The sequence below is a fragment of the Agromyces seonyuensis genome (genome assembly GCF_009789225.1).
In the GTDB taxonomy this organism is placed as follows: domain Bacteria; phylum Actinomycetota; class Actinomycetes; order Actinomycetales; family Microbacteriaceae; genus Agromyces; species Agromyces seonyuensis.
This window is the reverse complement of record NZ_WSTA01000012.1, coordinates 1-26,998: the sequence shown is the minus strand read 5'-3', so window position 1 is coordinate 26,998 and position 26,998 is coordinate 1. Positions and strand designations below refer to the sequence as shown.

The following is a 26,998-nucleotide window of genomic DNA, read 5'->3' as shown; positions in this document are numbered from 1 at the left end:
CGTAGACTCGCGCCATGAGCGAGGGCGGTGCGGGGGCGGCCGATCCCGGCCGCGTGCCGGGCGATCCGCCCGCGGGGGCGGCCTCCGGCGAACCGCGCCGGGCGGAGCACCGCTGGCCCGTCGTCGTCGCCCTCTGCTCGGCGCTCGCCCTCTACGCGTTCCTGCCCGGCGACCTCCTGGGCATCCAGCGCTGGATCGTCGTCGCGGTGGGGATCGCGTGCCTCGTCCCACTGATCGTCGTGAACCCGCTCCGCTTCACCCGTGAGACCGCGTGGTCGAGGCCCCTCTCCGTCGGCCTGACGAGCGTGCTCGTCGTCACGAACCAGGTCTCGCTCGTGCAGATCATCGTGGCGCTCGTCGAGGGCGGTCATCAGGGTTCGGTGCTGCTGCTCTCGGCGCTGCAGGTGTGGGTCGCCAACGTCATCGGGTTCGCGATCCTGTACTGGGACCTCGACCGCGGCGGCGCGGTCAGCCGATCGATGCTGCCCCGGCACGAGCTGCCGGCGGCGGACTTCCGCTTCCCCCAGGACGAGGACGACGACGCCGTCGTCGAGGTCGCGGCCCGCTCGTCCGCCCTCGTCGGATGGACGCCGCGGTTCATCGACTACTTCTACACGAGCCTGTCGAACTCGATGGCGTACTCCGCGACCGACGCGATGCCGCTCTCGCCCCGGTTCAAGTCGCTCATGGCGCTGCAGGCGTTCGGCTGCTTCGTGCTGCTCGCGCTCGTCATCGCCCGCGCCGTGAACATCCTCGGCTGAGCGGGGCGAGCCAGCTGCAACGGCAGGATGCCTCGCGCGCACGGTCGTGGCACGAGGCATCCGGTCGCTCTGCTCAGAGGGCCGCGAGCGCCTCGCGGTACGCGTCGAGCGGCCGGGACTCGCCCGGCGCCGTGCGGAAGGCGGCCTTGATCAGACCGTCGGTGCCGATGACGAAGGTCGCCCGGTCGGCGATGCCGGCGCCGTCGAGGAAGACGCCGTACTGCGCGGCGACCTCGCCGTGCGGCCAGAAGTCGGCGAGGAGGCGGAAGCCGTATCCCTGCGCCTCGGCCCACGCGCGGAGCGTGTGCTTGGAGTCGACGGAGATCGCCAGCAGCTCGGCGCCCTGCCCGTCGAAGAGGTCGAAGTTGTCGCGCAGCTCGCACAGCTCGCCCTCGCAGCGACTCGAGAAGGCCAGCGGGTAGAAGACGAGCGTCACGGGCTTGACGCCGCGGAAGTCGGAGAGGCGCACGGTCTGGCCGTGCTGGTCGGAGAGGGCGAAATCGGGGGCGGCATCGCCGATCTGGAGGGTCATGCAGCCCAGCCTACGGGCGCTCGCACAGGGCTCGCCCCGACCGTTCCTGCAGGCTTTCGGTGAGCCCGCCGCACCCCCGCTGAGCACTCCCGCCCCGCGTGCGAGACCCTCTCGTTTAGGGAATAGGCTGGTGCTGTTTGTCCGACGTAGACAACATGGCGCGGCCACGCGCCCCCGCTGCTTGGCACGATCTGCCGAAGAGAGAAAGGTCGACTGTGACTGTCAACGACCAGGACCCGTACAGCGTCGAAGCACTCGACTCCGATCCCGAAGAGACCGCCGAATGGTCCGAATCCCTCGACGCGGTCGTCGAGGGAGCGGGCCACCAGCGCGGCCGGGAGATCATGCTCGGCCTGCTGAAGCGCTCGAAGGAGCTGCACCTCGGCGTCCCGATGGTGCCCACCACCGACTACCTGAACACCATCGCGCCCGAGAACGAGCCCGAGTTCCCCGGCGACGAAGACCTCGAGCGCCGCTACCGCGCCTGGCTGCGCTGGAACGCCGCGGTGCTCGTGCACCGCGCACAGCGCCCCGACATCGCGGTCGGCGGCCACATCTCGACGTACGCGGGCGCCGCCTCGCTCTACGAGGTGGGCCTCAACCACTTCTTCCGAGGCCAGGACCACCCCGGCGGCGGCGACCAGGTCTTCTTCCAGGGCCACGCCTCCCCCGGCATGTACGCCCGCGGCTTCCTCGAGGGCCGACTGAGCGACGCCGACCTCGACGGCTTCCGCCAGGAGAAGTCCCGCGCCCCGCACGCGCTCTCCTCCTACCCGCACCCGCGCCTCATGCCGGAGTTCTGGCAGTTCCCGACGGTGTCGATGGGCCTCGGCCCGATCAACGCGATCTACCAGGCGCAGCTCAACAAGTACCTCACCAACCGCGGCATCAAGGACGCGTCCGACCAGCAGGTCTGGGCGTTCCTCGGCGACGGCGAGATGGACGAGGTCGAGAGCCGCGGCCAGCTCCAGGTCGCCGCGAACGAGGGTCTCGACAACCTCAACTTCGTGATCAACTGCAACCTGCAGCGCCTCGACGGCCCGGTCCGCGGCAACGGCAAGATCATCCAGGAGCTCGAGAGCTTCTTCCGCGGTGCCGGCTGGAACGTCATCAAGGTCGTCTGGGGCCGCGAGTGGGACGACCTGCTCGCCCGCGACCACGACGGCGCCCTGCGCAACCTCATGAACGTCACGCCCGACGGCGACTACCAGACGTACAAGACGGAGTCCGGCGCCTACGTCCGCGAGAACTTCTTCGGCCGCGACCCGCGCGCCCTCGAGCTCGTCAAGGACCTCACCGACGACCAGGTCTGGGGCCTCAAGCGCGGCGGCCACGACTACCGCAAGATCTACGCCGCCTTCAAGGCCGCGACCGAGCACAAGGGCCAGCCCACGGTCATCCTGGCGAAGACGATCAAGGGCTACGGCCTCGGCAAGTCCTTCGAGGGCCGCAACGCGACCCACCAGATGAAGAAGCTGACGCTCGACAACCTCAAGGGCTTCCGCGACGAGATGCGCATCCCGATCTCCGACGCGCAGCTCGAGGAGAACCCCTACCTGCCGCCGTACTACCACCCCGGTCAGGACGACGAGGCGATCCAGTACCTGCAGGAGCGTCGTCGCGAACTCGGCGGCTACGTGCCCGAGCGCCGTTCGAAGTACACCCAGATCCCGCTGCCCGAGGACTCGGCGTACCAGGTCGCCAAGCGCGGTTCGGGCACGCAGGAGATCGCCTCGACGATGGCCTTCGTGCGTCTGCTCAAGGACCTGATGCGCTCGAAGGACTTCGGTCACCGCATCGTGCCGATCATCCCCGACGAGGCCCGCACCTTCGGCATCGACGCGTTCTTCCCGACGGCGAAGATCTACAACCCGAACGGCCAGCACTACACGTCGGTCGACCGCGAACTGCTGCTCGCGTACAAGGAGAGCCCGCAGGGCCAGCTCGTGCACGTCGGCATCAACGAGGCCGGCGCGTTCGCGGCGTTCACGAACATCGGCACGTCGTACGCGACGCACGGCGAGCCGCTGATCCCGGTCTACGTCTTCTACTCGATGTTCGGCTTCCAGCGCACGGGCGACGCCATGTGGGCGGCGGGCGACCAGATGGCGCGCGGCTTCATCATCGGCGCGACCGCGGGCCGCACGACGCTGACGGGCGAAGGCCTGCAGCACGCCGACGGCCACTCGCCGCTGCTCGCCGCGACCAACCCGGCCGTCGTCACGTACGACCCCGCCTACGGCTACGAGATCGCGCACATCGTGAAGTCGGGCCTCGACCGCATGTACGGCGGCACCCACGCCGACCCGAACGTCATGTACTACCTGACCGTCTACAACGAGCCCATGGTGCAGCCGGCCGAGCCGGCGGACGTGGACGTCGACGGCATCGTGCACGGCATCCACCGCGTGTCGGTCGGCGAGGGCACGGGCCCGAAGGCCCAGCTGCTCGCCTCCGGCGTGGCTGTGCCGTGGGCGCACGAGGCGCAGCAGCTCCTCGCCGCCGACTGGGGCGTCTCGGCCGACGTGTGGTCGGTCACGAGCTGGAGCGAACTGCGCCGCGACGGCCTCGCCGCCGACGAGCACAACTGGCTCCACCCCGACGAGGAGCCTCGCACGGCGTACCTCACGCAGAAGCTGCAGGACGCCGAGGGACCGTTCGTCGCGACGAGCGACTACAACCACGAGGTCGCGGACCAGATCCGCGCGTGGGTCCCCGGTGACTTCGCGACGCTCGGAGCGGACGGCTTCGGCTTCTCCGACACGCGTGCCGCCGCCCGCCGCTTCTTCAAGATCGACGGCCCCTCGCTCGTCGTGCGCACGCTCGACCAGCTCGCGCGGCGCGGCGAGATCGACCGCTCGGTCGTGGCCCTCGCCATCGCGAAGTACGAACTGTTCGACGTGAACGCCGGCACCACCGGCAACGCCGGCGGGGAGAGCTGACCCGAGGGCGGATGACGGTGGCGAAGCCGAAAACCAAGCCGGAGACGCTGGGCTGGCTGCGGACGATCTCCGGCGAGCTCTCGACGGCGACGTTGAAGCGGCTCGAGGACACCCTCCCCTGGTACGGGGAGATGCCCCCGAGCCGCCGCTCCGCCGTCGGGCTCGTCGCCCAGGCCGGCATCTCCTCGTTCATCTCCTGGTACGAGGACCCGAGGTCGACGCCGTGGATCGCGGCGGACGTCTTCGGGGCCGCGCCCCGCGAGCTGCTCCGTTCGGTGAGCCTGCAGCAGACGCTGCAGCTCATCCGGGTGACCGTCGAGGTCGTCGAGGACCGCATCAAGGACTCCGGCGGCGCCGAGCTCCACGAGGCGATCCTGCTCTACTCGCGCGAGATCGCGTTCTCGGCCGCCGACGTCTACGCGCGGGCGGCCGAGGCGCGCGGCCTCTGGGATGCGCGCCTCGAGGCGCTCGTCGTCGACTCGATCCTCTCGGGCGAGTACGACGACGAACTCCCGAGCCGCATCGCCGCCCTCGGCTGGCACGGCCACGGCGAGGTCGCGGTGCTCGTGGGCACCGCGCCGAAGCAGCTCGACGTCGACCAGGTGCGCCGCTCCGCGCGGCACCTGCACGCCGACGTGCTCATCGGCGTGCAGGGCAACCGTCTCGTGCTCGTCATCGGGCGCGCCGAGGCGGCGGCCGAGGAGGAGCAGCCCGCCACCACGTTCATCGAGATCGCGGGCAAGCTCGAGCCGCACTTCGGCGCCGGTCACCTCGTGCTCGGCCACGAGGTGCCGAATCTCGTGGATGCCTCCAAGAGCGCGAAGGCGGCCCTCGCCGGCTTCGCCGTCGCGCGGTCGTGGCGTCACGCGCCGCGGCCGGTGCACGCCGACGACCTGCTGCCGGAGCGCGCGCTCGCGGGCGACCCGCTCGCGCGGGCGACCCTCGTGCACCGCATCTACCGGCCGCTGCAGGCGCACTCGACCGAGCTGTTGACGACGCTCTGGAGCTACCTCGACAACGGCCGCTCCCTCGAGGCGACGGCGCGCGAGCTGTTCGTGCACCCCAACACGGTGCGTTACCGCCTGAAGCGCGTCTCCGACGTCATCGGGTGGGATGCCACCGGCGCGCGCGAGGCGCTCATCCTGCAGTCGGCGCTCATCATCGGGTCGATGAGCGATCACGAACAGGCCCCGCGGCGGCGGCCGAGCCGCTGAGCCCCGCGACCGCGAAGCGCGCGTCGCCCCGGACGATCGGGGCGACGCGCGCTTCGGCGTTCCGAGCGCGGGTCGCGATCGGGCCGCGTCGCACTGTGAAACACGCACAAGGGTTTCGCCGAGGTCTTGTTCCGAGCGGACACACGAGGGGTCCACGCCTTCGGCAGACTGAAACGGTGATCGTCGTCGTCTGCCCTGGTCAGGGCTCCCAGACCCCCGGATTCCTCGCACCCTGGCTCGAGCGGCCCGGCATCGCCGAGCGCCTCGGGCAGCTCTCCGACGCGGCCGGCCTCGACCTCGCGCACTTCGGCACCGCCGCGGACGCCGACGAGATCCGCAACACCGCCGTCGCCCAGCCGCTCATCGTCGCGGCGGGCATCCTGACCCTCGGCGAGCTCTTCGCGGACGGCCGCGTCGAGCGCATCGGCGGCATCGCCGGCCACTCCGTCGGCGAACTCACCGCGGCCGCGGGCGCGGGCATCCTGAGCGACGCCGACGCCGTCTCGCTCGTCGCCGTGCGCGGCGCGGCGATGGCCGAGGCCGCCGGCCTCGTGCGCACCGGCATGAGCGCCGTCCTCGGCGCCGACGAGGCGACGCTCGCCCCGAAGCTCGCCGCGCTCGGCCTCGAGCCCGCCAACTTCAACGGCGGCGGCCAGATCGTCGTCGCGGGCGACCTCGACGCCCTCGACGCGCTGAAGGCCGACCCGCTGCCCGGCACGCGGGTCATGCCGCTGCAGGTGGCCGGCGCGTTCCACACGAGCTTCATGACCCCCGCCGTCGAGCGGGTCGCCGCCGCGGCCGCAGCCCTCGACCCGGCCGACCCGAGCCTGCCGCTCTGGACGAACCGCGACGGCTCGGCCGTCGCCTCCGGCCGCGAGTACCTCGACCTCATCGTCGGCCAGGTCTCTTCCCCCGTCCGCTGGGACGCCTGCATGGCCTCGTTCGAGGCCGCCGGCGTCACCGGCATCATCGAGGTCGCGCCGGCCGGCGCCCTCGTCGGCCTCGCCAAGCGCGCGCTCAAGGGCGTGCCGACCGTGGCCGTGAAGACCCCCGACGACCTGGACGCGGCGATCGACCTGATCGCCCAGGCCGCCTGACGAACGCCCGAAGGAGCGAAACCCGATGACTCAGCCCGTCCTCGTCCAGTCGCACGGCCCCGCCGCGACCCGCATCTACGCGCTCGGAGCCGCCCGCGGCGCGAACGCCGTGCCGAACGACGACCTCGTCGGCCCGATCGACTCGTCGGACGAGTGGATCCGCCAGCGCACCGGCATCATCACCCGTGCACGCGCGGGCGCCGATGTGCTCGCGGTCGACCTCGCGACGGAGGCGGCCGAGGAGGCCGTCGCGAAGTCGGGCGTCGCCCCGGCCGACATCGACCTCGTCATCGTCGCGACGATCTCGAACGTGCAGCAGACCCCGTCGATCGCAGCCGTCGTCGCCGACCGCGTGGGTGCGAACCCCGCCGCCGCGTACGACCAGAACGCCGCCTGCGCGGGCTACGCCTACGCGGTCGCGCAGGCCGACGCCCTCATCCGCGCCGGCGCCGCGCACTACGCGCTCGTCATCGGCGCCGAGAAGCTCTCCGACGTCGTCGACCCGACCGACCGCAGCATCTCGTTCCTCCTGGGCGACGGCGCCGGCGCCGCCGTGATCGGGCCGAGCGAGACCCCGGGCATCTCGGCGACGGTCTGGGGCTCCGACGGCTCCAAGGCCGGCGCGGTCGGCATGAACCGCACGCTCGTCGACTTCCGCGACGGCGCCGGCGAGTGGCCGACGCTGCGCCAAGAGGGCCAGACGGTCTTCCGCTGGGCGGTGTGGGACATGGCCAAGGTCGCCAAGCAGGCGCTCGAGACCGCGGGCGTCGAGGCGTCCGACCTCGCTGCGTTCATCCCCCACCAGGCGAACATGCGCATCATCGACGAGTTCGCCAAGCAGCTCGGGCTCCCCGAGTCCGTGGTCATCGCACGCGACATCGCGACGACCGGCAACACGTCGGCGGCGTCGATCCCGCTCGCCGCGCACCGGCTGCTCGAGGAGCATCCGGAACTCTCGGGGGGCCTCGCCCTCCAGATCGGCTTCGGCGCCGGGCTCGTGTTCGGCGCCCAAGTGGTGGTCCTGCCCTAGGACCGCCGGACCCCGTCCGCGGGGACCGGACGCCGGGCTCGGTCCGCTGCGCCCCGACCCGTCCCCCTAAACTGTCTCTCGGTCACGAGAGACCCCAACTGAGGAGAAGAACCCATGGCGCTGTCCACCGAAGAAGTGCTCGCCGGCCTGGCCGAGCTCATCAACGACGAGACCGGGATCGCCGTCGACACCGTCGAACTGGACAAGTCGTTCACGGACGACCTCGACATCGACTCCATCTCGATGATGACGATCGTCGTCACCGCGGAGGAGAAGTTCGACGTGAAGATCCCCGACGAAGAGGTCAAGAACCTCAAGACCGTCGGCGACGCCGTCACCTTCATCGTCAACGCCTCGGCGTAAGACGTCACCGGTGCGGACCGCCCAGCGGTCCGCACCGGGTCCGGCGACGCCGGACCGTCCTCCGATCCAGTACTCCGTCTCTCGCCAGTCCGAAAGGGCTTCTCTCACCATGACCAAGAAGATCGTCGTCACCGGCATCGGCGCCACGTCGCCCATCGGCGGCACGGCCCCCGAGAGCTGGAGCGCGCTGCTGAACGGCGCCTCCGGCGCCCGCACCCTCGAGCACGACTGGGTCGAGCAGTACCAGCTCCCCGTCACCTTCGCCGCCGAGGCCCTCGTGCGCCCCGACACCGTGCTCGAACGTCCGGTCGCCAAGCGGCTCGACCCCTCCTCGCAGCTCGCGCTCGTCGCGGCCATGGAGGCATGGGCCGACGCCGGCAGCCCGACCGTCGACCCCGACCGCCTGGGCGTCGACTTCGCCACCGGCATCGGCGGCGTCTGGACGCTCCTCGACGCGTGGGACACTCTCCGCGAGAAGGGTCCGCGCCGCGTGCTGCCCATGACGGTGCCCATGCTCATGCCGAACGCGGCGGCCGGCAACCTCTCCCTCCACTTCGAGGCCCGCGCCTTCGCCCGCACGGTCGCGAGCGCCTGCGCGTCGAGCACCGAGTCGATCGTGAACGCCGTGCAGCACCTCCGCGACGGCCTCGCGGACGTCGTCATCGCCGGCGGCACCGAGTCGGCCATCCACCCGGTCACGATCGCCTCCTTCGCGTCGATGCAGGCGCTCTCCAAGCGCAACGACGACCCGGCCCACGCGTCGCGTCCCGGCAGCATCGACCGCGACGGCTTCGTCATGGGCGAGGGCGCGGGCGTCCTCATCCTCGAGACCGAGGAGCACGCGCTCGCGCGCGGCGCGAAGATCTACGCCGAGGTCGCGGGCGGCGGCGTGACCGCCGACTCGTACCACATCACGGCCAACGACCCCGAGGGCCGCGGCGCCGCACGTGCGGTGAAGCTCGCGCTCGAGATGGCGGGCGCCACGCCCGACGAGGTCACCCACATCAACGCCCACGCCACCTCGACGCCCGTCGGCGACCCCAACGAGTACCAGGCCCTCAAGGCCGTCTTCGGCGAGCGCATCGACGAGATCCCCGTCTCGGCGACGAAGGCCTCCACGGGCCACCTGCTCGGCGGCACCGGCGCGCTCGAGGCGATCTTCACGATCCTCGCGATCCAGAACCGCGTGGCGCCCCCGACGATCAACCTCACCGAGCAGGACCCGGAGGTGCCGTTCCGCCTCTCCGGCGAGCCGACGCCGCTCGGCGACGGCCCGCAGTTCGCGATCTCGAACTCGTTCGGCTTCGGCGGCCACAACGCGGTCGCCGCGTTCCGCACGGTCTGACGCCGGGGCCGCTCCGGCCCGATGATGCGACGAAGGGGTCCCGCTCACGCGGGGCCCCTTCGTCATGGGCGGCCGGATGCTTCGCTGCAACGCTCCCCGGGATGGACGTCCGAGTCTCGCCTGCGCCGCGGTCCGGCCGCGGTCTCGCCGCCTACCCCACCTGGTGCAGCCAGATGACGGGGGCGAAGTCGGAGGCGTGCCGGAAGGGCTCGAGCTCGTCGTCCCAGTCCTGCCCGAGCGCTGCGCGGAGTTCGGCGTGCAGCGCGATCGCGTCGCCGCCGGCCGACTCCATGGCGGCCCGGAGCCGGTCCTCCGGGACGACGAGGTTGCCCGCGGCGTCGGCGTGCGCGTGGAAGACGCCGAGGCGCGGCGTATGGAGCCACCGCCCGCCGTCGCAGCCGGGCGAGGGGTCTTCGGACACCTCGAAGCGCAGCTGCTCCCAGCCGAGGAGCGAGGAGGCGATCCGCGCCGCCGTGCCCTGCGGGCCCTCCCAGTAGAACTCGGCGCGCTGCGTGCCGGGCAGCACGGGCTGCTCGGTCCAATCGAAGTTCACGGGCTCGCCGAGGACGCGACCGACCGCCCACTCGACATGCGGGCCCAGGGCCGCGAGCGACGAGTGCACGAACAGCACACCGCGCGCGGCGTGCAGACGTCGCGTGAAGTGTTCAGCCATCTCCGTCTCCGTTCGTTCGAGGTGCGTCTTCCCCTACGACCTCGTGCACGGGCGGTGCGGCGTTCGTGTTCGGTTGTGAGCGACGGACACGGCCGTCGCGGCCGATTCTGCCCGAGAACGCCCGGTCTGGCAAGGGTGCGCCGGGCGGACGGCCCGCCTCAGTCGGTCTCGGCGTAGCTGTCGACGACCGCGAGATCGAGCGGGAAGTCGACCGGGAACGTGCCGAAGAGCCGGCGCCCGGCGACCTCGGCGGACTCGGCGACGGCGTCCGCGACCTCCGGCGCGAGCGCCGCCGGCGTGTGCACGATGAGCTCGTCGTGGAGGAAGAAGACGAGATGCGGCGCCAGCTCGAACGCCGGGCCCGACGCGCCCGCCCGTCGCGCGCCGAGCGGCGAGGGCGCGATGCCGGCGAGCCGGTGCCGCAGTTCGGCCATCCAGCAGAGGGCCCACTCGGCGGCGGTGCCCTGCACGACGAAGTTGCGGGTGAAGCGGCCCCACTCGCGTGCGGCCGACCGTGCGCGCCGTTCCTCGGCCGCCACGGCTCCCGGCTCGCTGGCACGGGCCTGCACGGCCCGCCAGCCCTCGGGCGGCAGCGGTGACGAGCGGCCGAGGAGCGTCGTGACGACGCCGCCCCGCTCTCCCTCGCGCGCGGCGCCGTCGACGAGCGCCATCGCGGCCGGGTAGGCGCGGGCGAGCCGCGGCACGAGCCGCCCGGCATCCCCGCTCGTCGCTCCGTACATCGCCCCGAGGATCGCGATCTTCGCCTCGTCGCGACTGGCCACGACGCCGCGCTCGACGAGGCCGGCGTAGAGGTCCCGGCCGCGCGCGGCATCCGCCATCGCCTCGTCGCGGGCCATCGCCGCGAGCACGCGGGGCTCCAGTTGCGCGGCGTCGGCGACGACGAGCTTCCACCCGGAGTCGGCGACCACGGCGCTGCGCACCTGTTTCGGCAGCTGAAGCGCTCCGCCGCCGTTCGTCGCCCAGCGGCCCGTCGCGGTGCCGCCCGGCACGTACTCCGCGCGGAAGCGGCCGCCGACGATCCACTCGTCGAGCCACGTCCACCCGTTCGCGGAGAGCAGCCGGGCGAGCTTCTTGTACGCCAGGAGCGGGGCGACGGCCGGATGGGCGTGATCGGCGAGCTCCCACCGGCTCGTCGAGGCCACCGCGATGCCGGCGCGCTGGAGCGCCTTCAGCAGCTCCGTCTGCGAGTCGAGGTTCAGCGCCGGCGCTTCGAGCGCGTCGCGCACTTCGCCCGCGAGCACCGCCATCTTCGCCGGCTTGCGCCCCGGCGAGGGCTTCGGCCCGAGCGCCCGCTCGAGCACGGACTCGTGCACGTCGCGCCGCCACGGCAGGCCCGCGTGCTGGAGCTCCACGCCGATGAGCGTGCCCGCCGATTCGGCGGCGAGGAGCAGGCGGAGGCGGCCGGGGGCGTCGGATGCGGCGACGAGCGACTGCTGCCGTGCGAACTCGGCGACGGTGGCGGCGACCGGGTCGGCGACGACCGTCTCGGCGTCGGGCGCGGGCGGCGCGGGCGCGTCGAACTCGTCGAAGTCGAAGAGGGCCGTCCCGGCAGCGGCAACGGGCACCCCCCGGGGCGCGGATGCCTCGGCGGCGAGCGCCGCGGCCCAGTCCGGGCTCGGCGGGTGGTCGACTCGGGCGCGGGCCGCGAACGTCGACCCCGCCAGGATCGCCCCGGCCGCCCGGAGGTCGTGGACGCGTTCGATGCGCACCCCGGCATCGAGGAGCGCCGGGTACCAGGTGCGCGAATCGGACCAGATCCAGCGGGGCCGATCCTGCTCGCGCTCCGCCACGACGGCGGGAAGCCGCTCGACGGGCACGGTCTCCGCGTCGCCGATCGCCGCCCCGGCGTCGTCGACGGACTGGAGCCCGACGAACCCGGGAGCGGAGCGGGCGAGGACGACGTGCACGTCGTCCATCCTCCCCCGCATCGGCGACATCGCCGGATCGGCCGACGGGTCCGAGCCTCGGACCGTCGGGACGCCCGCCTCGAGCCGCAGGAGCCCACGAGCACGGCGCCCGGCGCATCCGTCGCCGTTCGGCATCCTGTCGGCGGTGGCGGCGACACTGGTCGCATGCCCGACTCGAACCGTTGGACCCCGCGGTGACCGCCGTCGCATTCGCCTGCGGCCACGGCGCGGTTGACGCCGCACTCCGGCTTCGGCGCGCGTGCCCCGTCTGCATGCTCATCGCCGAGACCCACCGCTCGCGATCGGAACTGCTCGGCCGCGTCGTGCCGCTCGAACGGGCCGCGCTCGCGATCGAGACCCGCATCGGCGCCACCTACACATGGCGCTGCACGCGCGGGCACGACCGCTACGAGGCGAGCATCCGCGAGGCGCTCACAGGCACCGGCTGCCGCAAGTGCCGGGCGAACGCGGCAGGTCCCTCCGTCCGCCGGGAGGCCGGGGTTCCGTTCATGAACCCGGGGCTGCGCACGCGCACGTCCATGACCGAGCAGCGACTGAAGACCCTGCTCGGGGAGCGGATCCGGCTCCAGCACCGCGTCAACGCGGTGCACGTCGCCCGGCCCTTCTACGGCCGCCTCGAAGTGTGGCCCGACATCGTCATCCCCGAACTCCGCGTGGCCGTGGAGTACGACTCCCCCGGTCGCAGCGGCGGCGCCCACCGCGGGCTGAAGGCCGGCTCCGACCTCGAGAAGGACGACCTGCTGCGGGAGGTCGGCTGGGACGTGATCCGCATCCGCTCCGAAGGGCTCGAGGCGCTCGGTCCCAACAGCGTCGTCTGCCGGGGACTCACCGTCGCCGCGGTCGACGAAGTCGTGGTGCTCCTGCGTCGTCTCCGGGGCGACGACGCCGTCGACGCGCTGCTGGTGCGCGCCGAGGCGTCCTGAGCGCCCACGGGCCGCGAGTTCTCCACAGCCGCAGGTCTGCGGGTCCGAGCAGCGGGTCCGGCCGATAGGTTGGCGGCACCCGAGCCGTGCGACACGATGCGCGGCGCCAGCAGAGAGGCTCTCGGTGCTCCTCCCCTTCCTCATCATCGGCGGCATCGGTCTCGTCGTCCTCCTGATCTCGATGATCCTCGGCGACGTCTTCGACCACCTCGAGATCGGCGACGGCGCCATCTCGGGCAACGCCCTCGGCATCGCGCTCGTCGTCTTCGGCGCCTCCGGCGCGCTCGCGTTCAGCTTCGACCTCGGGATCGGGTGGGCCTACGGCATCGCCGCGGTCCTCGGCGTCCTCGCCTACCTCGTCGCCGTGCAGGCGGTGCGATCGCTCGCCGCCTCCTCCGACGGCGAGCAGGCGTCCGTGGTCGGCGCCCCCGGCGTGACGACCGCGCCGACCGGTCCCGCCGGCGGCGAAGTCGCCCTCGACGCCCCGGGCGAGATCGAGCGACGGCTCGCCTACGCCGACAGCCCGCTCGACTCGGGCATCCGCATCCGCGTCGTCGAGCACTCCGGCGGCCGCGTGAAGGTCGCCGCCGCCGAGGGCTGAGCGCCCCGACGAACTCGATCCCGGCCGCCTACGGCCGTGCGACTCCCCCGCCCCGCAGTCCCGCACCTCCTGCCCCGAACCCGAGAGGAACCCCGCCCGCATGCCCGCAGTGTTCATCCAGATCGCCGCGATCGCCGCCCTCGCGATCGCCTTCTTCGCGTTGGTCGGCTTCATCGCCAGCCGCATCCGCCGCGTCCCGCCGAACGAGGCGCTCGTCGTCGTCGGCCGCGGCGCGGGCCGCCCGAAGGAGGGCGAGTACTCCGGCGGCCAGCGCGTCGTCATCGGCGGGCGCACGTTCGTGTGGCCGGTGCTCCAGCAGGGCTACGCCATCTCCCTCGAGCAGCGTCAGATCGGCATCACGGTCGAGGGCGTCGACAAGAACCGCATCAAGATCGCCATCAAGGCGTCCATCAACTTCAAGGTCTCCGGCACGGAGGACGGCGTGCGCCGCGCCGCGCAGCGCTTCCTCTCGCAGCAGGACCTCCTGACCGAGATCATCAAGGAATCGCTCGAGGGCTCGCTCCGTTCGATCGTCGGCGACCTGCCGATCGAGCAGATCATCTCCGACCGCAAGAGCCTCTCCGACCGCGTCGTCACCGAGACGAAGACCGACCTCGCCGAGCAGGGGCTCCAGGTCGACCTGCTGAACATCTCCGACATCTCGACGCCGGGCAGCGACTACCTCGCGAACCTCGGCCGCGCCGAGGCCGCCCGCGCCCGCCAGGTCGCCGAGATCAGCGAGTCCGAGGCCGCCCGCGCGAGCGAGTTCGCCCGCATCGAGGCCGCCGAGCAGATCGCCGAGCGTCAGAAGGCGCTCTCGCTGAAGCAGGCGACGATCAAGGCCGAGACCGACCGGGCCAACGCCGAGGCGGAGGCCGCGGGCCAGCTCGCGAACGCCGAGCAGTCGCGCCTCGTCGCCGTGCAGGAGCGCGAGTCGCTCGCCGAGCAGGCGCGCGTGACCCAGGAGCGCCTCGACATCGAGGTCCGCAAGCCCGCCGAGGCGCAGGCGTACGCCGAGGTGCAGCGCGCGACGGCCTCGCGCGACGCCGCGAACGCCGCGACCGAGGCCGACGCGTTCAAGCGCACGCGCATCGCCGAGGCGAACAAGATCGCCGCCGTGCAGGACGCCGAGGCGTCGGCAGCCGCCGTGCGCGCCGCGGGTCTGGCCGAGCGCGACCGCCAGGTCGCCCTCGCCGAGGGTGTGCGTGCCGACGGCGAGGCGCGCGCCTCGGCGATCCAGGCCGCGGGTCTCGCAGAGGCCACGGCGACCGACGCCAAGGCCCTCGCGCTCAAGAAGTACGGCGAGGCCGCGCTCGCGCAGGAGATCATCTCCCGCCTGCCGGAGATCGTGCGCGCCGCGGCCGAGCCGATCGCCGCGATCGACAAGCTCACCGTCGTCTCGACGGACGGCGCGTCCGCCCTCACGAAGACCGTCGGCCAGGTGCTCGGCGAGGGCACCGAGGTCGTCAAATCGCTGACCGGGCTCGACGTGTCCGCGATCCTCGCGGGACTCGCGGGCGGTCAGCTCGCCAAGGGCGCCCCGGCGGTCACGCGCGACTGATCGGTCCGGATGCCGGCGCGGGTCGGGCGGGATGCTCCCGCCCGGCCCGCGCTGCGTCCACCGCCGAGCGACCGCCGGCGCGCCTCCCCGACGCGATGTCCCGCGGCGCCGCGTCCGCCGACTTCGCGTCGGGCTCGGTGTGATGTCCAGGCAGGTTGTCGAGTCTGCTGATCAGCTAGTGCGCCGAAGCCGTGCCGATGCGGACCGTGAAGTCGGCCAGCGTCGCGCGCAGCGCCTCGACGTCGCCGGCGGTCATCCCGAGCCGCTCGAGCATCGTCGGCGGCACGTCGAGGGCCCGTTCTCGGAGGGCGGCGCCCGCATCGGTGAGCCCGACCTCGACGACCCGCTCGTCGCCGGCACGTCGGGCGCGCCGCACGAGCCCCGCCTGCTCCAAGCGCTTCACGAGCGGAGTGGCCGTGGCCGGCTCGAGGCGGATCGCTCCGGCGATCTCGCTCATCGGGCGGGGCGAGGACTCCCAGAGCGCGAGCATCACGAGGTACTGCGGATGGGTCAGTCCGAGCGGTTCGAGCACGGGCTTGTACGCCGCGACGACCGCGCGGGCGGCGGCGACCATGGCGAAGCAGAGCTGCGCGTCGAGCTGGAGCGCGTCCAGGCGCTCGGTCGAATCGGATGCCACCGCATTCCCCTCTCGGAATTACTCAGTACACTCAGCATTGTGACACGACGTGATCTGCGCTCGGAAGTCCGCGATGCGGGCGGCTTCTACCACTGGTGGAATCGATGGCTCGTCCGGTTCGCCGGGCCGCCGCAAGTCGGCCCCTACGAGACGACTCCCCCGCCGCCGGTCGCCCAGGTCTGCCCGGTCTGCGGCGCCCCGCTCGCCGCGCACGAGATCGACCGCACCGGCGCGCGCACCTTCATGCGCTGCCCGGCCGCCCCCGCCCGCGCTGTCGCGTCGACGGAGCAGGGCACCGCTGCTCCGCCGGAGGAACCCGCATGATCCGCGCCGAGTACACGATCCCCGGACTCCACGTGCGCGAGCACGAAGTCCAGGCGCCGCTCGACTGGGCCGACAGTTCCGACCCGGCGCGCATCACGGTCTTCGCGCGCGAGGTCGTCGACCCCGTTCGCCGCAACGACGACCTCCCGCTCCTGCTCTTCCTGCAGGGCGGACCCGGCGGCAAGAGCCCGCGTCCGACCGGCCCCGAGGGCTGGATCGGCGAGGCGATTCGGACGCATCGCGTCATCCTGCTCGACCAGCGCGGCACCGGGCGCTCGAGCCGGATCGAAGGGCGCCGGCTCGAAGGGATCGGCGACGCCGCCGCACAGGCGGCATTCCTCGCGTGCTTCCGCGCCGACTCGATCGTGGCCGACGCCGAGCTGCTGCGCACGAGCGTCTTCGGCGGCCGGCGCTGGTCGACGCTCGGGCAGAGCTACGGCGGCTTCGTGACGCTCGCCTACCTCTCTCGCGCGCCGGAGGGACTCGCGGCCTGCTACGTCACGGGCGGCCTGCCGAGCATCCGCCCGGACGCGGCCGAGGTCTACCGGCGCACGTTCCCGCGCATCGCGGGCAAGAACCGCGCCTTCGCCGAGCGGTACCCGCAGCACGTCGAGTCGCTCGCGCGCATCGCCGACCGTCTCGCCGCCGGCGACGTGCGGCTGCCCTCCGGGGACGCGTTGACGGTGCGGCGTCTGCAGCACGTCGGCCTCGACCTCGGCATGGGCGCGGGGTTCGAGCGGCTGCACTACCTCTTCGACGAGGCGTTCGCCGACGACGGCGAACTCACGACGACCTTCCTCGCGCAGGTCGAGACTGCGACCGCTTACAGCGACAATCCGCTGTTCGCGGCCCTGCACGAGTCGATCTACGCGTCCGGCCCGGACGCCACGGCGTGGGCCGCGCAGGCGGAGCTCGAACGGCGGCCGGAGTTCGCCGACGACGCGCGCCCGCTCCTGCTCACGGGCGAGAGCATCCACCCCTGGATGTTCGAGGAGATCCGGGCGTTGCGGCCGTTCCGCGGTGCGGTCGAGCACCTCGCGGCGCGGGCCGACTGGCCCGAGCTCTACGACGCCGCCCGCCTCGCGGCCAACGAGGTGCCGGTCGTCGCGGCGGTCTACGTCGACGACATGTACGTCGACGCGGACCTCCAGCACGATACCCTCGCCGCGCTCGGCAACGCCCGGCACCTCGAGACGAACGAGTTCGAGCACGACGGACTCCGGGTGGGCGACGTCTTCGCGCGACTGCGCCGGCTGCTCGACGCGCACGGCGGTGCACGCGCATCATCCACGATCTGACCCGAGCCGGCCCGTCGAGCCGGGCCGGCCGATCAGCGTCGACGGAGGCGACGGACCACGGCCTCGACCGGCCCTGAGAGCACGAGGATGAGCAGCGCCCAGATCCCGACGTGCGGCACGAGCACCCCGACGAGCAGCGCGACGACGAGCAGGCCGACGAACACGTACGAGGGCTCGAGGTCGAAGCCGGCGCCGCCGTCGTCTCGCAGGAGTCCGGGCGAGCGGCGCAGGTAGCGCTCGATCCCGAGCATCGCGAGCGCGATCCACAGCAGGGTCGCGATGTAGAACCCGCTGACGCCCGGATCGGTCGCATCGTCGTAGGTGAGCAGGTTCGCCGAGAACGGCACGGCGACGATGCCGAACAACCAGACGAAGTTCCACCGGATGAGCGCGGGCGAGTAGTCGACGAGCCATTCGAAGACGTGGTGGTGCACGAGCCAGAAGCGTGCCGTGACGACGAAGGTGACGACGAAGGCCACGAGTTCGCCGACGTGCTCGCCGAGGAACCCGAAGAGATCGGCGCCGTCCAGCCGCGTGGCGAGGTCGACGAGCGGCAGCACGAGCAGCGTCATGGCGATCGCGACCGTGGCATCGGAGAAGTTCACGAGTCGATCGAGCCCGCGCTCCGTGCGGAGCGGCCGTTCCCCCTGCGCCATCCGCTCATTCTGCCCGCCGGATACCGTCCGGCGACAGAGCGAGGCGGTCCCGAGCCCGATCGTCCGACGCGAATTCGAAGCTTCGAGGGTTCTGTGCGACACTCTTTTCACCCCACCCGGGAAAAAGGCCGACGACGATGTCAGAGGAGTGATCGACGAGGATGCCCGACGCCGCCTCCACGAGCCGCCGCGGCCGCCCGCCGCGCGTCGATCGCGACCGCATCATCGCGGCCGCGCGCCGCCTCGACCCGGACTCCATCACGATGCAGGCCGTCGCCGACGCGCTCGGAGTGGACCGGAAGACCGTGCACTACCACGTGCGCAGTCGCGACGAACTCCTCGCCCTCGTCGCCGCGGACGCCTTCGCCTCGGAACTCGCCGCCGCCGCAGCCCCCGACGACGACGCCTCGTGGGAGGGCGCGTTGCGCGGCTTCGCGAGGATCATCCACGATGTCTCGCTCGTCGCACCGCTGAGTCACGGCATCCAGTTCGAGCCGAACCCGCAGGACCTCCAGGCGATCCTTCCCGCGGAGCGCGCCGTGCGGGCCCTGCTCGATGCCGGCCTCGACGCCGACCGCATCAGCGCAGTCCTCCGCACCGCCGCGATCATCGGCATCGGGTACGCCCGCGACGAGACGATGGAACGCCGTCACGGCACGACGGTGCAGCGGGACGGCATGCGCGACTACTTCGCCTCCGGCGACGAGGAGCACACCTCATTCGAGGCGCTGCGCACCATGACGGCCGCCGAGACCTGGTCGAGCGCGGCCGCCGCCTTCGATCTCGCCCTCGACCTGCTCGTCGTCGGCGTGCGCGGGCTCCTGCCCGATACCGCCCGGACTCCCGCCGAAGCCGGCTGAACCGCCCCCGCACCCCTGCACCCCCACCGCCGACCGGAAGCAGCATGACCGCACGACACGACCCCGACACGACGGCCTCCGCCACCGAGGCCGACCGCCGCGACCTCATCGCCCGCATGACGCTCGCCGAAAAGGCCTCGCTCATGTCCGGCGCGAACTTCTGGAACACGAAAGCCGTCGAACGCCTCGGCATCCCCTCGATGATGCTCACCGACGGGCCGCACGGCCTGCGGAAGCAAGGCGGCGCCGCCGACCACCTCGGGCTCAACGCCTCGATCCCGGCGACCTGCTTCCCGACCGCGGCGACGCTCGCGAACTCGTGGGACGTCGCGCTGCTCGAACGCGTCGGTGCGGCGCTCGGCGCCGAAGCGGCGGCCGAGGACGTGAGCGTCGTGCTCGGCCCGGGCCTCAACCTCAAGCGCAACCCGCTCGGCGGCCGCAGCTTCGAGTACTTCTCGGAGGACCCGCAGGTCTCGGGCAAGCTCGCCGGTGCGTTCATCCGCGGTATCCAGTCGAGCGGCGTGGGCGCGTCGATGAAGCACTTCGCGGTGAACAGCCAGGAGACCCACCGCATGTCGATCGACGAGATCGTCGACGAGCGCGCCCTGCACGAGCTCTACCTCGAGGGGTTCCGGATCGCCGTCGCCGAGGGCGACCCCTGGACGGTGATGTCCTCGTACAACAAGATCAACGGCGTCTACGCGAACGAGAACCAGGACGTCCTCATCGGCATCCTCCGCGAGCGCTGGGGCTACGAGGGCCTCGTCGTGACCGACTGGGGCGGCAACAACGACCGCGTCGCCGGCCTGCTCGCCGGCAACGCCCTCGAGATGCCCTCGACCGACGGCGTGACCGACGCCGAGATCGTCGCGGCCGTCGAAGCCGGGACGCTCGATGAAGCGGTGCTGGACGCCCGCGTCGCGGAGGTCCTCGCGCTCGTCGAGCGCACCCGTCGGCCGGCGGGCACGCCCGCGCCGACGGTCGACCACGAGTCCGCCCACGAGCTCGCCGTCGAGGCGGCCCGCCAGGCGATCGTGCTGCTGGCGAACCCGACCGGCGTGCTGCCGCTCGGCCCCTCGGCGGGCCGGATCGCCGTCATCGGCGACTTCGCGGAGACGCCGCGCTACCAGGGCGCGGGCTCCTCGCTCGTGAACCCGACGCGGGTGGATGCTCCGCTCGCCGCGCTGCGCGCCTCCGGCCTCGACGTGGTCGGGTACGAGTCCGGCTTCACCCGCCGCGACTCCGCGGCCCGCGGCCGTCAGCGTCGCGCGCTCGAGCTCGCCGCGAAGGCTGACACCGTGCTGCTCTTCCTCGGCCTCGACGAGTCCGCAGAGGCGGAGGCGGTCGACCGCCAGCACCTGCGACTCGCGCAGAACCAGCTCGACCTCGCCGACGCGGTGCTCGCGCTCGGCAAGCGCGTCGTCGTCATACTCGCCGGGGGCGCCCCCGTCGAACTGCCTTTCGCCGACCGGGTCGACGCCATCGTGCACGGCTACCTCGCCGGCCAGGGCGGCGGCCGCGCCGTCGCCGACGTGCTCACCGGCGCGGTCAACCCGAGCGGCAAGCTCGCCGAGACCTACCCGCTCGCCTACGCCGACGTCCCCTCCGCTGCGGCGTTCGGCCGCACCGAGGCGACGAGCGAGCACCGCGAGAGCCTCTACCTCGGCTACCGCTACTACGACAAGACCGGCACCGACGTGCGGTATCCATTCGGCCACGGTCTCAGCTACACGACCTTCGCGTACACCGACCTCGAGGCCGACGCCGAGCGGGCGGGCGTGACCGTCACGAACACCGGCGACCGCGTGGGCGCCGAGATCGTGCAGGTCTACGTCGAGGCTCCGGATGCCGCAGCGGATGCGTTCCGCGCCGCCCGCGAGCTGCGCGGCTTCGCGAAGGTGCGCCTGGAGGCCGGCGCCTCGGCGCGCGTCGAGATCGAGCTCGCCGAGCACGCGTTCGACGTGTTCGACACGGACCTCGGCGACTGGCGCACCGTGCCCGGCGCGTACCGCGTGCTCGTCGGCGCCTCCTCGCGCGACTTCCGTCTGGATGCGACCGTCACCGTCGAAGGCGAGCCGTGGGCGGGTGCGACGCCCGCGGACCTGCCCCGTTACCGCTCCGGCCGGGTGGCGGACGTCGATGCCGCCGAGTTCGAGCGGCTCCTGGGCCGCCCGCTGCCGTCGCCGACGTGGCCGGTCGGTGCTCCCCTGACCCGCGCCGACATCATCGCGCAGACCCGGGGACGCGGCGGCTTCGCCGGATTCCTCCACGGTCTCATCGAGTCCGCGTACACCGTGCTCATGCGGCTCGGTCGCCCGCACGCCGCCAACAACACGCGCTTCGCCCTCGACATGCCCTTCCGATCGCTGCCCCGGCTCTCCGGTGGCAAGTTCGACGAGGCGATGCTCGACGGATTCCTGCTCATGGTCAACGGCCGCTTCTGGCGAGGCGTCCGCGACCTGATCCGGGCCGCCCGCCGCCGGCGCCGCGACCCGCGCTGACCGCGACCGACTCCCCCGGTCGCACCCAGCACCCGCCCCCGATACCGATCCGTTCCCCGGATCCCGACCGAAACACCGAGATGGCAACCCGAAAAGAACTGAAGCAAGCCGCGAAGGTGCGACTCGCCGCCGAGAAGGCCGCGAAGCTCCAGCGGAAGAACGAACTCGCGGCGATGTCGCCCGACGACCGGAAGGCGGCCAAGGCCGCCGACCGCGAGGCGGCGAAGTCGGCGAAGACGGCCCGCACTGCCGAGCGGAAGGCCGCGCGAGCATCCTCGAGCCGCGCCGAGCGACGCGAGGCCAAGCGAGCCGAACGCGCCTACCGGCGGCTCAAGGCGCGCCCGCGCCGCATCGCCGGCTGGGGCGTCGGGGCGGTCGCCGTCGTCGGCATCGTGGCGCTGGCCGCGCCGTACGCGAGCGGCATCGGCCGTCTCACCTCGATCGCCTTCACCGACGACACCCCCGAGGCCGCAGCGGCCCGCGCGGCGGCGGCGCCGGTGTCGGAAGCCATCTCCGACGAGGGCATCGTGCTGCTCGAGAACGAGGACGGCGTGCTCCCGCTGACGGACGGCGCCGTGAACGTCTTCTCGTTCGCCTCGTTCAACCTCCAGATGGGCGGCGGCGGATCGGGCGGCGCGGCGAACGCCGACGCCCCCACGCTCTTCGAGGCCCTCCAGGCGCAGGGCGTCGCCTACAACGAGGACCTCTACGCGACGATGGAGGAAGCGGGCGCGAAGCACGAGGCCGGCGCCTCGAACGCCTTCGTGCAGATCGCCGGCGGCCTGCTCGGTGCCGGCGGGAGCGGCGAGCCGGCTCCCGACTACCTCACCGACGTCGTGATGGCGCAGGCTGCGGAGTACTCCGACACCGCGATCGTCGTCGTCGGCGACATCGGCTCGGAGGGCTCGGACTTCACCGCGGACCGCCTCCGTCTCTCCGACACGCAGACGGCGCTGCTCGACCGCGTGAGCGCGAGCATCCCGAACGTCGTCGTGATCGTCAACTCCGGCAACCAGATGGAGCTCGGCTTCCTCCAGGACTACCCGGCGATCAAGGCCGCCCTCTGGATCGGCGCGCCCGGCCCGGCCGGCACGACCTCCCTCGCCAAGGTGCTCACCGGCGCCGTGAACCCGTCCGGCCGCCTCACCGACACCTACGCGTACGACGTGGAATCCGCACCCGCGACCGAGAACCTCGGCAACCACACCTACGACAACGTCGCGCGCTCGTTCCTCGACTACGAAGAGGGCATCTACGTCGGCTACCGCTACTACGAGACCCGATACGAGGGCGACGGGGCCGGCTACGCGGCCGCCGTGCAGTACCCCTTCGGCCACGGCCTCAGCTACACGACGTTCGACTGGCAGGCCGCCGAGCCCGTCGTCACCGACGAGACCGCGACCCTCGACGTCACGGTCTCCAACACCGGCGACACCGCCGGCAAGGACGTCGTGCAGGCCTACTTCTCCGCTCCGTACACGCCGGGCGGCATCGAGAAGTCCGCGATCGAGCTCGCCGGCTTCGCCAAGACGTCGCTGCTCGAGCCCGGCGCCTCCGAGACCGTGACCATCACGTTCGACGTCCGCGACATGTCGTCGTGGTCGGAGGAGGCCGGCGCGTACGTGCTCGAGCCCGGCACCTACGGCATCGACGTGTCGCGCAACGTGCACGAGCCCGTCGCCTCCTTCGAGACGGTCGTCGCCGACGAGGTCGTGTACACGACCGACGACGCCACCGGCACCGAGCTCGCGAACCAGTTCGCGGATGCCTCGGGCGAGCTCACCACCCTCTCGCGGGACGACTGGGAGGGCACCTGGCCCGCCGCGCCCGAGGCGGGCACGGTCGCGAGCGACGAACTGCTCGCGTTCATGGACCCCGCGCTCGAGCCGGTCACGACCGGTGCGGCACCGACCTACGGCGCCGAGAACGGCCTGCAGCTCGAGGACCTCGAGGGCCTGGGCTACGACGACCCGAAGTGGGGCGAGTTCCTCGACCAGCTCACGCTCGACGAGCAGATCGACCTCTTCTCGTACGGCGCCTACCGCACCGTCGCCGTCGAGCGGCTCGGCATCCCCGCGATCACGCTGCTCGACAGCCCGGCGGGCCTCAACTCGCTGTTCAGCCCGCTGGACTCCGCGCGCTACCCGGCCGAGATCGTCATCGCCGCCACCTGGAACGACGAACTCGCCTACGCCGTCGGCGAGTCCGTCGCGGCCGAGGCGAAGGCCGTCGGCGTCGACGTCTGGTACGCGCCCGGCATGAACCTGCACCGCACCCCGATGGGCGGCCGCGACTTCGAGTACTTCTCCGAAGACCCGCTGCTCAGCGGCAAGATGGGCGCCGCGATGGTCTCCGGCTCGGAGGACAACGGCGTGCCCACCACGATGAAGCACTTCGCGCTCAACGACCAGGAGGTCGCCGCGCGCTCGGGCATCAACGTGTTCGCCTCCGAGCAGACGCTGCGCGAGCTGTACCTGCGCCCGTTCGAGATCACGGTCAAGGAGTCCCCGGTCTCCGGCGTCATGTCCTCGTTCATCAACATCGGCGGCAACTGGGCCGGCGGCTACGACAACCTGCTGATCGGCGTGCTCCGCGACGAGTGGGGCTTCGAGGGCTTCGTCAGCACCGACGCCGTGCTCGGCAGCTGGATGGATCCCGTGCAGGCCGTGCTCGGCGGCAACGATCTCTTCCTCTCCGCGCTGAACCCCAGCTCGTCGGTGTCCGCCCTGCGCGACGCCGCCGAGACGGACCCGATCGGCATCGGCGACGGTCTGCGCGACCGGGTGCACGCCGTGCTGTTCACCATGCTGAAGACGAACCAGTTCGACTGACGCTCCGCACGACGCGCTCCGGTCCAGGCCTCGTGCCCGGGCCGGGGCGCCTCCGGCAGTCCCCGCCGGCGCCCGTCTCCGGACGCGCGCCGGCGGCTTCCACAACGATCCGCTCGACCCATCCCGAAAGGCCCCTGCCCGTGACGACGACGTCCTCGCTCGAGACCGCGCGCCCGACCCGTTCCCCGAAACTGCTCGCGTGGGGCCTCGGCCTCCTCGCCCTGCTCCTCGTGATGGCCGCCCTGGTCTTCATGAACCCCGCCGCACCCTTCACCCAGTCGGTCGACGACTGGTGGCGCTCGGTGAACGGCGCCGCGCCGGACGGCACGGCCCACACCTGGCTGCTGCCGATGTTCTTCCAGCACCTCGGGGAGCTCGCCGGTCCCGTCACCGTGCTGAGCATCATCCTCGTGCTGATCGTCATCGGTCGCTGGCGCTCCTCGCTCTACCTCCTCGCGTCCTACCTGCTCGCGATGGGGGTCTTCTCGACCGGCCTGAAGAACCTCGTCGACCGCCCCCGCCCGGCGCTCGATGAGGCCGCCGGCCTCTACGGCCCGCTGTTCTCGGTCGACCACGGCTCGTTCCCCTCGGGGCACGCCACCACCGCCGCGGTGCTCGTCGTCGCGATCGCCGCGCTGCTGCAGGGCGCGCCCGTGCTCGTGCAGCGCATCTGGTGGGTCCTCGCGGCGCTCATCATGGTCGGCATGGTCTGGCAGCGCACGCTCATCAACGCCCACTGGCTCTCGGATGCCCTGAGCGGCCTCGTCGCCGGCTCCGCCGCCGCCCTGCTCATGTGGTGGGCGTTCCAGCCGTGGCTCGAGCGCGACGCGGCCCGCCGGCCGTGGTTCCTGCGCGACCGCGAGCTCGCTGCCGCCGCGGCGGTCTGACCCGCACCCGAACCGCGCCCCCGGCCGCCACGCGACCGGGGGCGCAGTGCATGCGGCTCCCCCGACGACTCGCCGACGTACGACGACGACCGGCGCCGTTCCCTCAGTGCACGACCTCGATCCAGACCGCCGGCTCCTCGCCGACCGTCCATCCGTCGTGGCCGGGCGGGATGTGCCCCCACTCGCCGGCGGCGAACTCGACCTCGTCGCCGGAATCGGCTCGGGCCGCCATCCGGCCCGAGAGCATGTACACGAGGTGGTCCACCTGGCAGCTCTCGGTCTGCACGATCGGCCGCACGTGCTCGGACCATCGCCACCCGGGCTGCACGGTCACCCGGGTGAACTGCGCACCGCCGATGCCGACGTCCTCACGGAGCATCCGCTCGATCGCGTCGCTCGTCGCATCGGGTTCGTCGAACACGCGCTTCTCGATCGCGGCCATCTCGGACTCCCTCGCTCGATGCGCCGGATGCTACTCCCGCGCCGTACGAACCGGACCGGTCGAGGGGCGTTCGGCTCAGCCGGCCGTCAGCGAGTACTCGCCCTCGGCGCAGCCGGTGACGCGCCAGCCGCCCTCGACGGCCGCGACCTCGAGGTCGTCGACGTGCTCGACTTCCACGTCCGGCTCGGCATCGCCCGGGATCCAGACGTCGAGGCCGCAGGTGCGCTCATCGGTCGTGCCGGTGAGCGCGATCGATGCGCCGTCCGCGGTGAGCGAGGTCAGCCGGCCCGGCGCCGAGCGCGGGTAGGCGCGGCTCAGGATGTCGAGCAGCGCGTCGTTCGGCGCGAACTCGTCGGTCGCGCAGTCCTGCACCATGAGGCCGTCGCCGATGTCCTGGGCGCCGTTCTGCGGGTCGCCGCACGCCTGCTTCCACACCCAGTACGCGCTGCCGATGCGGTGCTCGTCCTCGAGCGCGGCGTACCGCTCGAGCCGCTCGACGCGGTCGGCCGTGTCGCCCCAGTAGCCGTACTCGCCCGACCACAGCGGCGCGTCGTACGCATCGGCCGCGCGCTCGGCGAGCAGGAACTGGCGCTCCATGTCGGCGATCGGCGGGATGCCGAGCGAGCGGTCCATGGTGATCGACTCCGCGTAGAGGTGCGGCGCGAAGACGATGTTCGCGTCGTCCGTGAAGTCGGCCGCAGGCCCGGAGTCGAACCCGAGCCCCGACCACAGGATGCTCGGCTCGATGAACACGATCTGCGGCGCTCCGGCCACCCGGATCGACTCGATCGCGCGATCCGTGTAGCGACCGAGCAGGAGCGAGGTGGTCACCGGCGCCGTCTCGCCGAAGCCCGGCTCGTTGAGCAGGTCGTAGCCGGCGACGGCGGGCTCGTCGGCGAAGACCGCCGCGAGCTCGCCCCAGGTCTCGACGAGGGCGCTCTGGATGCCGTCGGTGTCGAAGTAGAAGTTCTGGAAGGCGCGGTCCGACGCGGGCGAGATGTCCCGGCCCTCGAACTGGCATCGGGGTGCGCCGTCGGTGATCGTCGCCCAGTCGGGGGCGCCGTCGTAGCCCCACATCGGCGAGGTGCCCGCACGGCACTCCGTGCCCTCCGGGGTGCCCTCGTTCCACCAGGAGTCCTGGTGGAGGTCGAGCACGACGCGGATGTCGTGCGCGTCGGCCCACTCGACCGCCTGCTCGATCTCGCCCAGGTAGTCATCGTCGAGTTCGCCCCGGGTCGGTTCGAGCGCCGACCACGACATCCCGAGGCGCACGACGTCGAAGCCCTGCTCGGCCATGCCGGCGAAGTCGTCCTCGGTGAGCGGCGTCACCGCGGGGACGGCAGAGTCGGGGACGGAGAAGTCGACGAGGTTGTTGACGTTCGGACCGCGCAGCAGCACCTGGTTGCCCCGACCGTCGGTGATGACGTCGCCGTCGGCGCGGAGGAAGCCCGCGGGCACGTCGGCGGCGGTCGGCTCGGCGCGGGTCGCGTCGGCCGCGACGGGGGCGGCCACCCCGACGACGAGCGCGAGCACGCCGAAGGCCGCGACGCCGATCGCCGGGGCGCGACGCG

23 protein-coding genes are annotated in these 26,998 nt (G+C 72.3%); 16 read left to right on the top strand and 7 right to left on the bottom strand.

The features are described 5' to 3' along the window. The first annotated feature begins 14 nt into the window (after nucleotides 1–14). Nucleotides 15–761 (top strand): hypothetical protein, encoded by a 747-nt coding sequence (locus tag GB864_RS04305; RefSeq protein ID WP_236778873.1) that lies wholly within the window; start codon nucleotides 15–17, stop codon nucleotides 759–761. Nucleotides 762–834: 73 nt separating this feature from the next. Here GB864_RS04305 and GB864_RS04300 read toward each other — a convergent pair whose 3' ends face one another. Beyond that, nucleotides 835–1,293 carry a peroxiredoxin gene (locus tag GB864_RS04300; protein ID WP_160423118.1) on the bottom strand — a complete coding sequence of 153 codons (459 nt, stop codon included), beginning with the start codon at nucleotides 1,291–1,293 and terminating at the stop codon, nucleotides 835–837. 215 nt (nucleotides 1,294–1,508) lie between these two features. On the opposite strand from GB864_RS04300, the gene aceE reads away from it, so the two are divergent. From aceE to GB864_RS04270, 6 genes are all read left to right on the top strand, one after another. Then, nucleotides 1,509–4,235 (top strand): pyruvate dehydrogenase (acetyl-transferring), homodimeric type, encoded by a 2,727-nt coding sequence (aceE, locus tag GB864_RS04295; RefSeq protein ID WP_160423117.1) that lies wholly within the window; start codon nucleotides 1,509–1,511, stop codon nucleotides 4,233–4,235. Between the two features lie 11 nt (nucleotides 4,236–4,246). Beyond that, nucleotides 4,247–5,449, top strand: a complete 1,203-nt coding sequence (locus GB864_RS04290) for a PucR family transcriptional regulator (protein ID WP_160423116.1) — start codon at nucleotides 4,247–4,249, stop codon at nucleotides 5,447–5,449. Between the two features lie 176 nt (nucleotides 5,450–5,625). Beyond that, on the top strand, nucleotides 5,626–6,546 hold the full coding sequence (locus tag GB864_RS04285) for an acyltransferase domain-containing protein (protein ID WP_160423115.1): 921 nt from the start codon (nucleotides 5,626–5,628) through the stop codon (nucleotides 6,544–6,546). A gap of 25 nt (nucleotides 6,547–6,571) precedes the next feature. Next, nucleotides 6,572–7,576: a beta-ketoacyl-ACP synthase III gene (locus GB864_RS04280; protein ID WP_160423114.1), complete on the top strand. Its 1,005-nt coding sequence runs from the start codon at nucleotides 6,572–6,574 to the stop codon at nucleotides 7,574–7,576. Between the two features lie 114 nt (nucleotides 7,577–7,690). After that, nucleotides 7,691–7,939 (top strand): acyl carrier protein, encoded by a 249-nt coding sequence (locus GB864_RS04275; RefSeq protein ID WP_160423113.1) that lies wholly within the window; start codon nucleotides 7,691–7,693, stop codon nucleotides 7,937–7,939. Nucleotides 7,940–8,048: 109 nt separating this feature from the next. Next, complete coding sequence (locus GB864_RS04270) at nucleotides 8,049–9,284, top strand: beta-ketoacyl-[acyl-carrier-protein] synthase family protein (protein ID WP_160423112.1); 1,236 nt, start codon at nucleotides 8,049–8,051, stop codon at nucleotides 9,282–9,284. A gap of 151 nt (nucleotides 9,285–9,435) precedes the next feature. Here the strand turns inward: GB864_RS04270 and GB864_RS04265 are convergent, their stop codons facing one another. Both GB864_RS04265 and GB864_RS04260 read right to left on the bottom strand, forming a co-directional pair. Beyond that, complete coding sequence (locus GB864_RS04265; protein ID WP_160423111.1) at nucleotides 9,436–9,957, bottom strand: DUF3145 domain-containing protein; 522 nt, start codon at nucleotides 9,955–9,957, stop codon at nucleotides 9,436–9,438. 158 nt (nucleotides 9,958–10,115) lie between these two features. Next, nucleotides 10,116–11,894 carry a bifunctional 3'-5' exonuclease/DNA polymerase gene (locus tag GB864_RS04260; RefSeq protein WP_202106977.1) on the bottom strand — a complete coding sequence of 593 codons (1,779 nt, stop codon included), beginning with the start codon at nucleotides 11,892–11,894 and terminating at the stop codon, nucleotides 10,116–10,118. Between the two features lie 185 nt (nucleotides 11,895–12,079). On the opposite strand from GB864_RS04260, the gene GB864_RS04255 reads away from it, so the two are divergent. The 3 genes from GB864_RS04255 to GB864_RS04245 all read left to right on the top strand — a co-directional run bounded on the left by GB864_RS04255 (nucleotide 12,080) and on the right by GB864_RS04245 (nucleotide 14,991). Next, entirely contained in the window at nucleotides 12,080–12,829 is a 750-nt protein-coding gene (locus GB864_RS04255) for a hypothetical protein (protein ID WP_160423109.1), read from the top strand. A gap of 124 nt (nucleotides 12,830–12,953) precedes the next feature. Further along, nucleotides 12,954–13,430, top strand: a complete 477-nt coding sequence (locus tag GB864_RS04250; RefSeq protein ID WP_336603870.1) for a hypothetical protein — start codon at nucleotides 12,954–12,956, stop codon at nucleotides 13,428–13,430. Between the two features lie 100 nt (nucleotides 13,431–13,530). Continuing rightward, nucleotides 13,531–14,991 (top strand): flotillin family protein, encoded by a 1,461-nt coding sequence (locus tag GB864_RS04245; protein ID WP_160423108.1) that lies wholly within the window; start codon nucleotides 13,531–13,533, stop codon nucleotides 14,989–14,991. Nucleotides 14,992–15,166: 175 nt separating this feature from the next. Here GB864_RS04245 and GB864_RS04240 read toward each other — a convergent pair whose 3' ends face one another. Beyond that, the gene (locus tag GB864_RS04240) at nucleotides 15,167–15,628 is read right to left on the bottom strand and encodes a MarR family winged helix-turn-helix transcriptional regulator (RefSeq protein ID WP_419672767.1); all 462 of its coding nucleotides are present in this window, start codon (nucleotides 15,626–15,628) and stop codon (nucleotides 15,167–15,169) included. A 39-nt stretch (nucleotides 15,629–15,667) separates the two neighbouring features. Between GB864_RS04240 and GB864_RS04235 the strand changes: the two genes are divergently transcribed. Both GB864_RS04235 and GB864_RS04230 read left to right on the top strand, forming a co-directional pair. Continuing rightward, nucleotides 15,668–15,952, top strand: coding sequence for a hypothetical protein (locus tag GB864_RS04235; RefSeq protein WP_160423107.1), 285 nt, complete (start codon nucleotides 15,668–15,670; stop codon nucleotides 15,950–15,952). Further along, nucleotides 15,949–17,250 carry an alpha/beta fold hydrolase gene (locus GB864_RS04230; RefSeq protein WP_160423106.1) on the top strand — a complete coding sequence of 434 codons (1,302 nt, stop codon included), beginning with the start codon at nucleotides 15,949–15,951 and terminating at the stop codon, nucleotides 17,248–17,250. Before GB864_RS04235 ends, GB864_RS04230 begins: the two co-directional genes overlap by 4 nt. Nucleotides 17,251–17,282: 32 nt before the next feature. On the opposite strand, the gene GB864_RS04225 is transcribed toward GB864_RS04230, so the two are convergent. Then, on the bottom strand, nucleotides 17,283–17,906 hold the full coding sequence (locus tag GB864_RS04225) for a TMEM175 family protein (protein ID WP_160423105.1): 624 nt from the start codon (nucleotides 17,904–17,906) through the stop codon (nucleotides 17,283–17,285). A gap of 161 nt (nucleotides 17,907–18,067) precedes the next feature. On the opposite strand from GB864_RS04225, the gene GB864_RS04220 reads away from it, so the two are divergent. The 4 genes from GB864_RS04220 (at nucleotide 18,068) to GB864_RS18365 (ending at nucleotide 24,985) form a co-directional block, all read left to right on the top strand. Then, the gene (locus GB864_RS04220) at nucleotides 18,068–18,766 is read left to right on the top strand and encodes a TetR/AcrR family transcriptional regulator (protein ID WP_160423104.1); all 699 of its coding nucleotides are present in this window, start codon (nucleotides 18,068–18,070) and stop codon (nucleotides 18,764–18,766) included. A 44-nt stretch (nucleotides 18,767–18,810) separates the two neighbouring features. Next, nucleotides 18,811–21,267: a glycoside hydrolase family 3 C-terminal domain-containing protein gene (locus GB864_RS04215; protein WP_160423103.1), complete on the top strand. Its 2,457-nt coding sequence runs from the start codon at nucleotides 18,811–18,813 to the stop codon at nucleotides 21,265–21,267. A gap of 80 nt (nucleotides 21,268–21,347) precedes the next feature. Then, nucleotides 21,348–24,098 carry a glycoside hydrolase family 3 N-terminal domain-containing protein gene (locus GB864_RS04210; RefSeq protein ID WP_160423102.1) on the top strand — a complete coding sequence of 917 codons (2,751 nt, stop codon included), beginning with the start codon at nucleotides 21,348–21,350 and terminating at the stop codon, nucleotides 24,096–24,098. Between the two features lie 140 nt (nucleotides 24,099–24,238). Then, nucleotides 24,239–24,985 carry a phosphatase PAP2 family protein gene (locus tag GB864_RS18365; protein WP_160423101.1) on the top strand — a complete coding sequence of 249 codons (747 nt, stop codon included), beginning with the start codon at nucleotides 24,239–24,241 and terminating at the stop codon, nucleotides 24,983–24,985. Nucleotides 24,986–25,088: 103 nt separating this feature from the next. Here GB864_RS18365 and GB864_RS04200 read toward each other — a convergent pair whose 3' ends face one another. After that, a complete protein-coding gene (locus tag GB864_RS04200; RefSeq protein WP_160423100.1) occupies nucleotides 25,089–25,427 on the bottom strand; it encodes a cupin domain-containing protein in 339 nt (112 codons plus the stop codon). 75 nt (nucleotides 25,428–25,502) lie between these two features. Next, nucleotides 25,503–26,998: glycoside hydrolase family 5 protein (locus GB864_RS04195; protein WP_160423099.1), on the bottom strand; the 1,496-nt coding region annotated here is incomplete at its 5' end.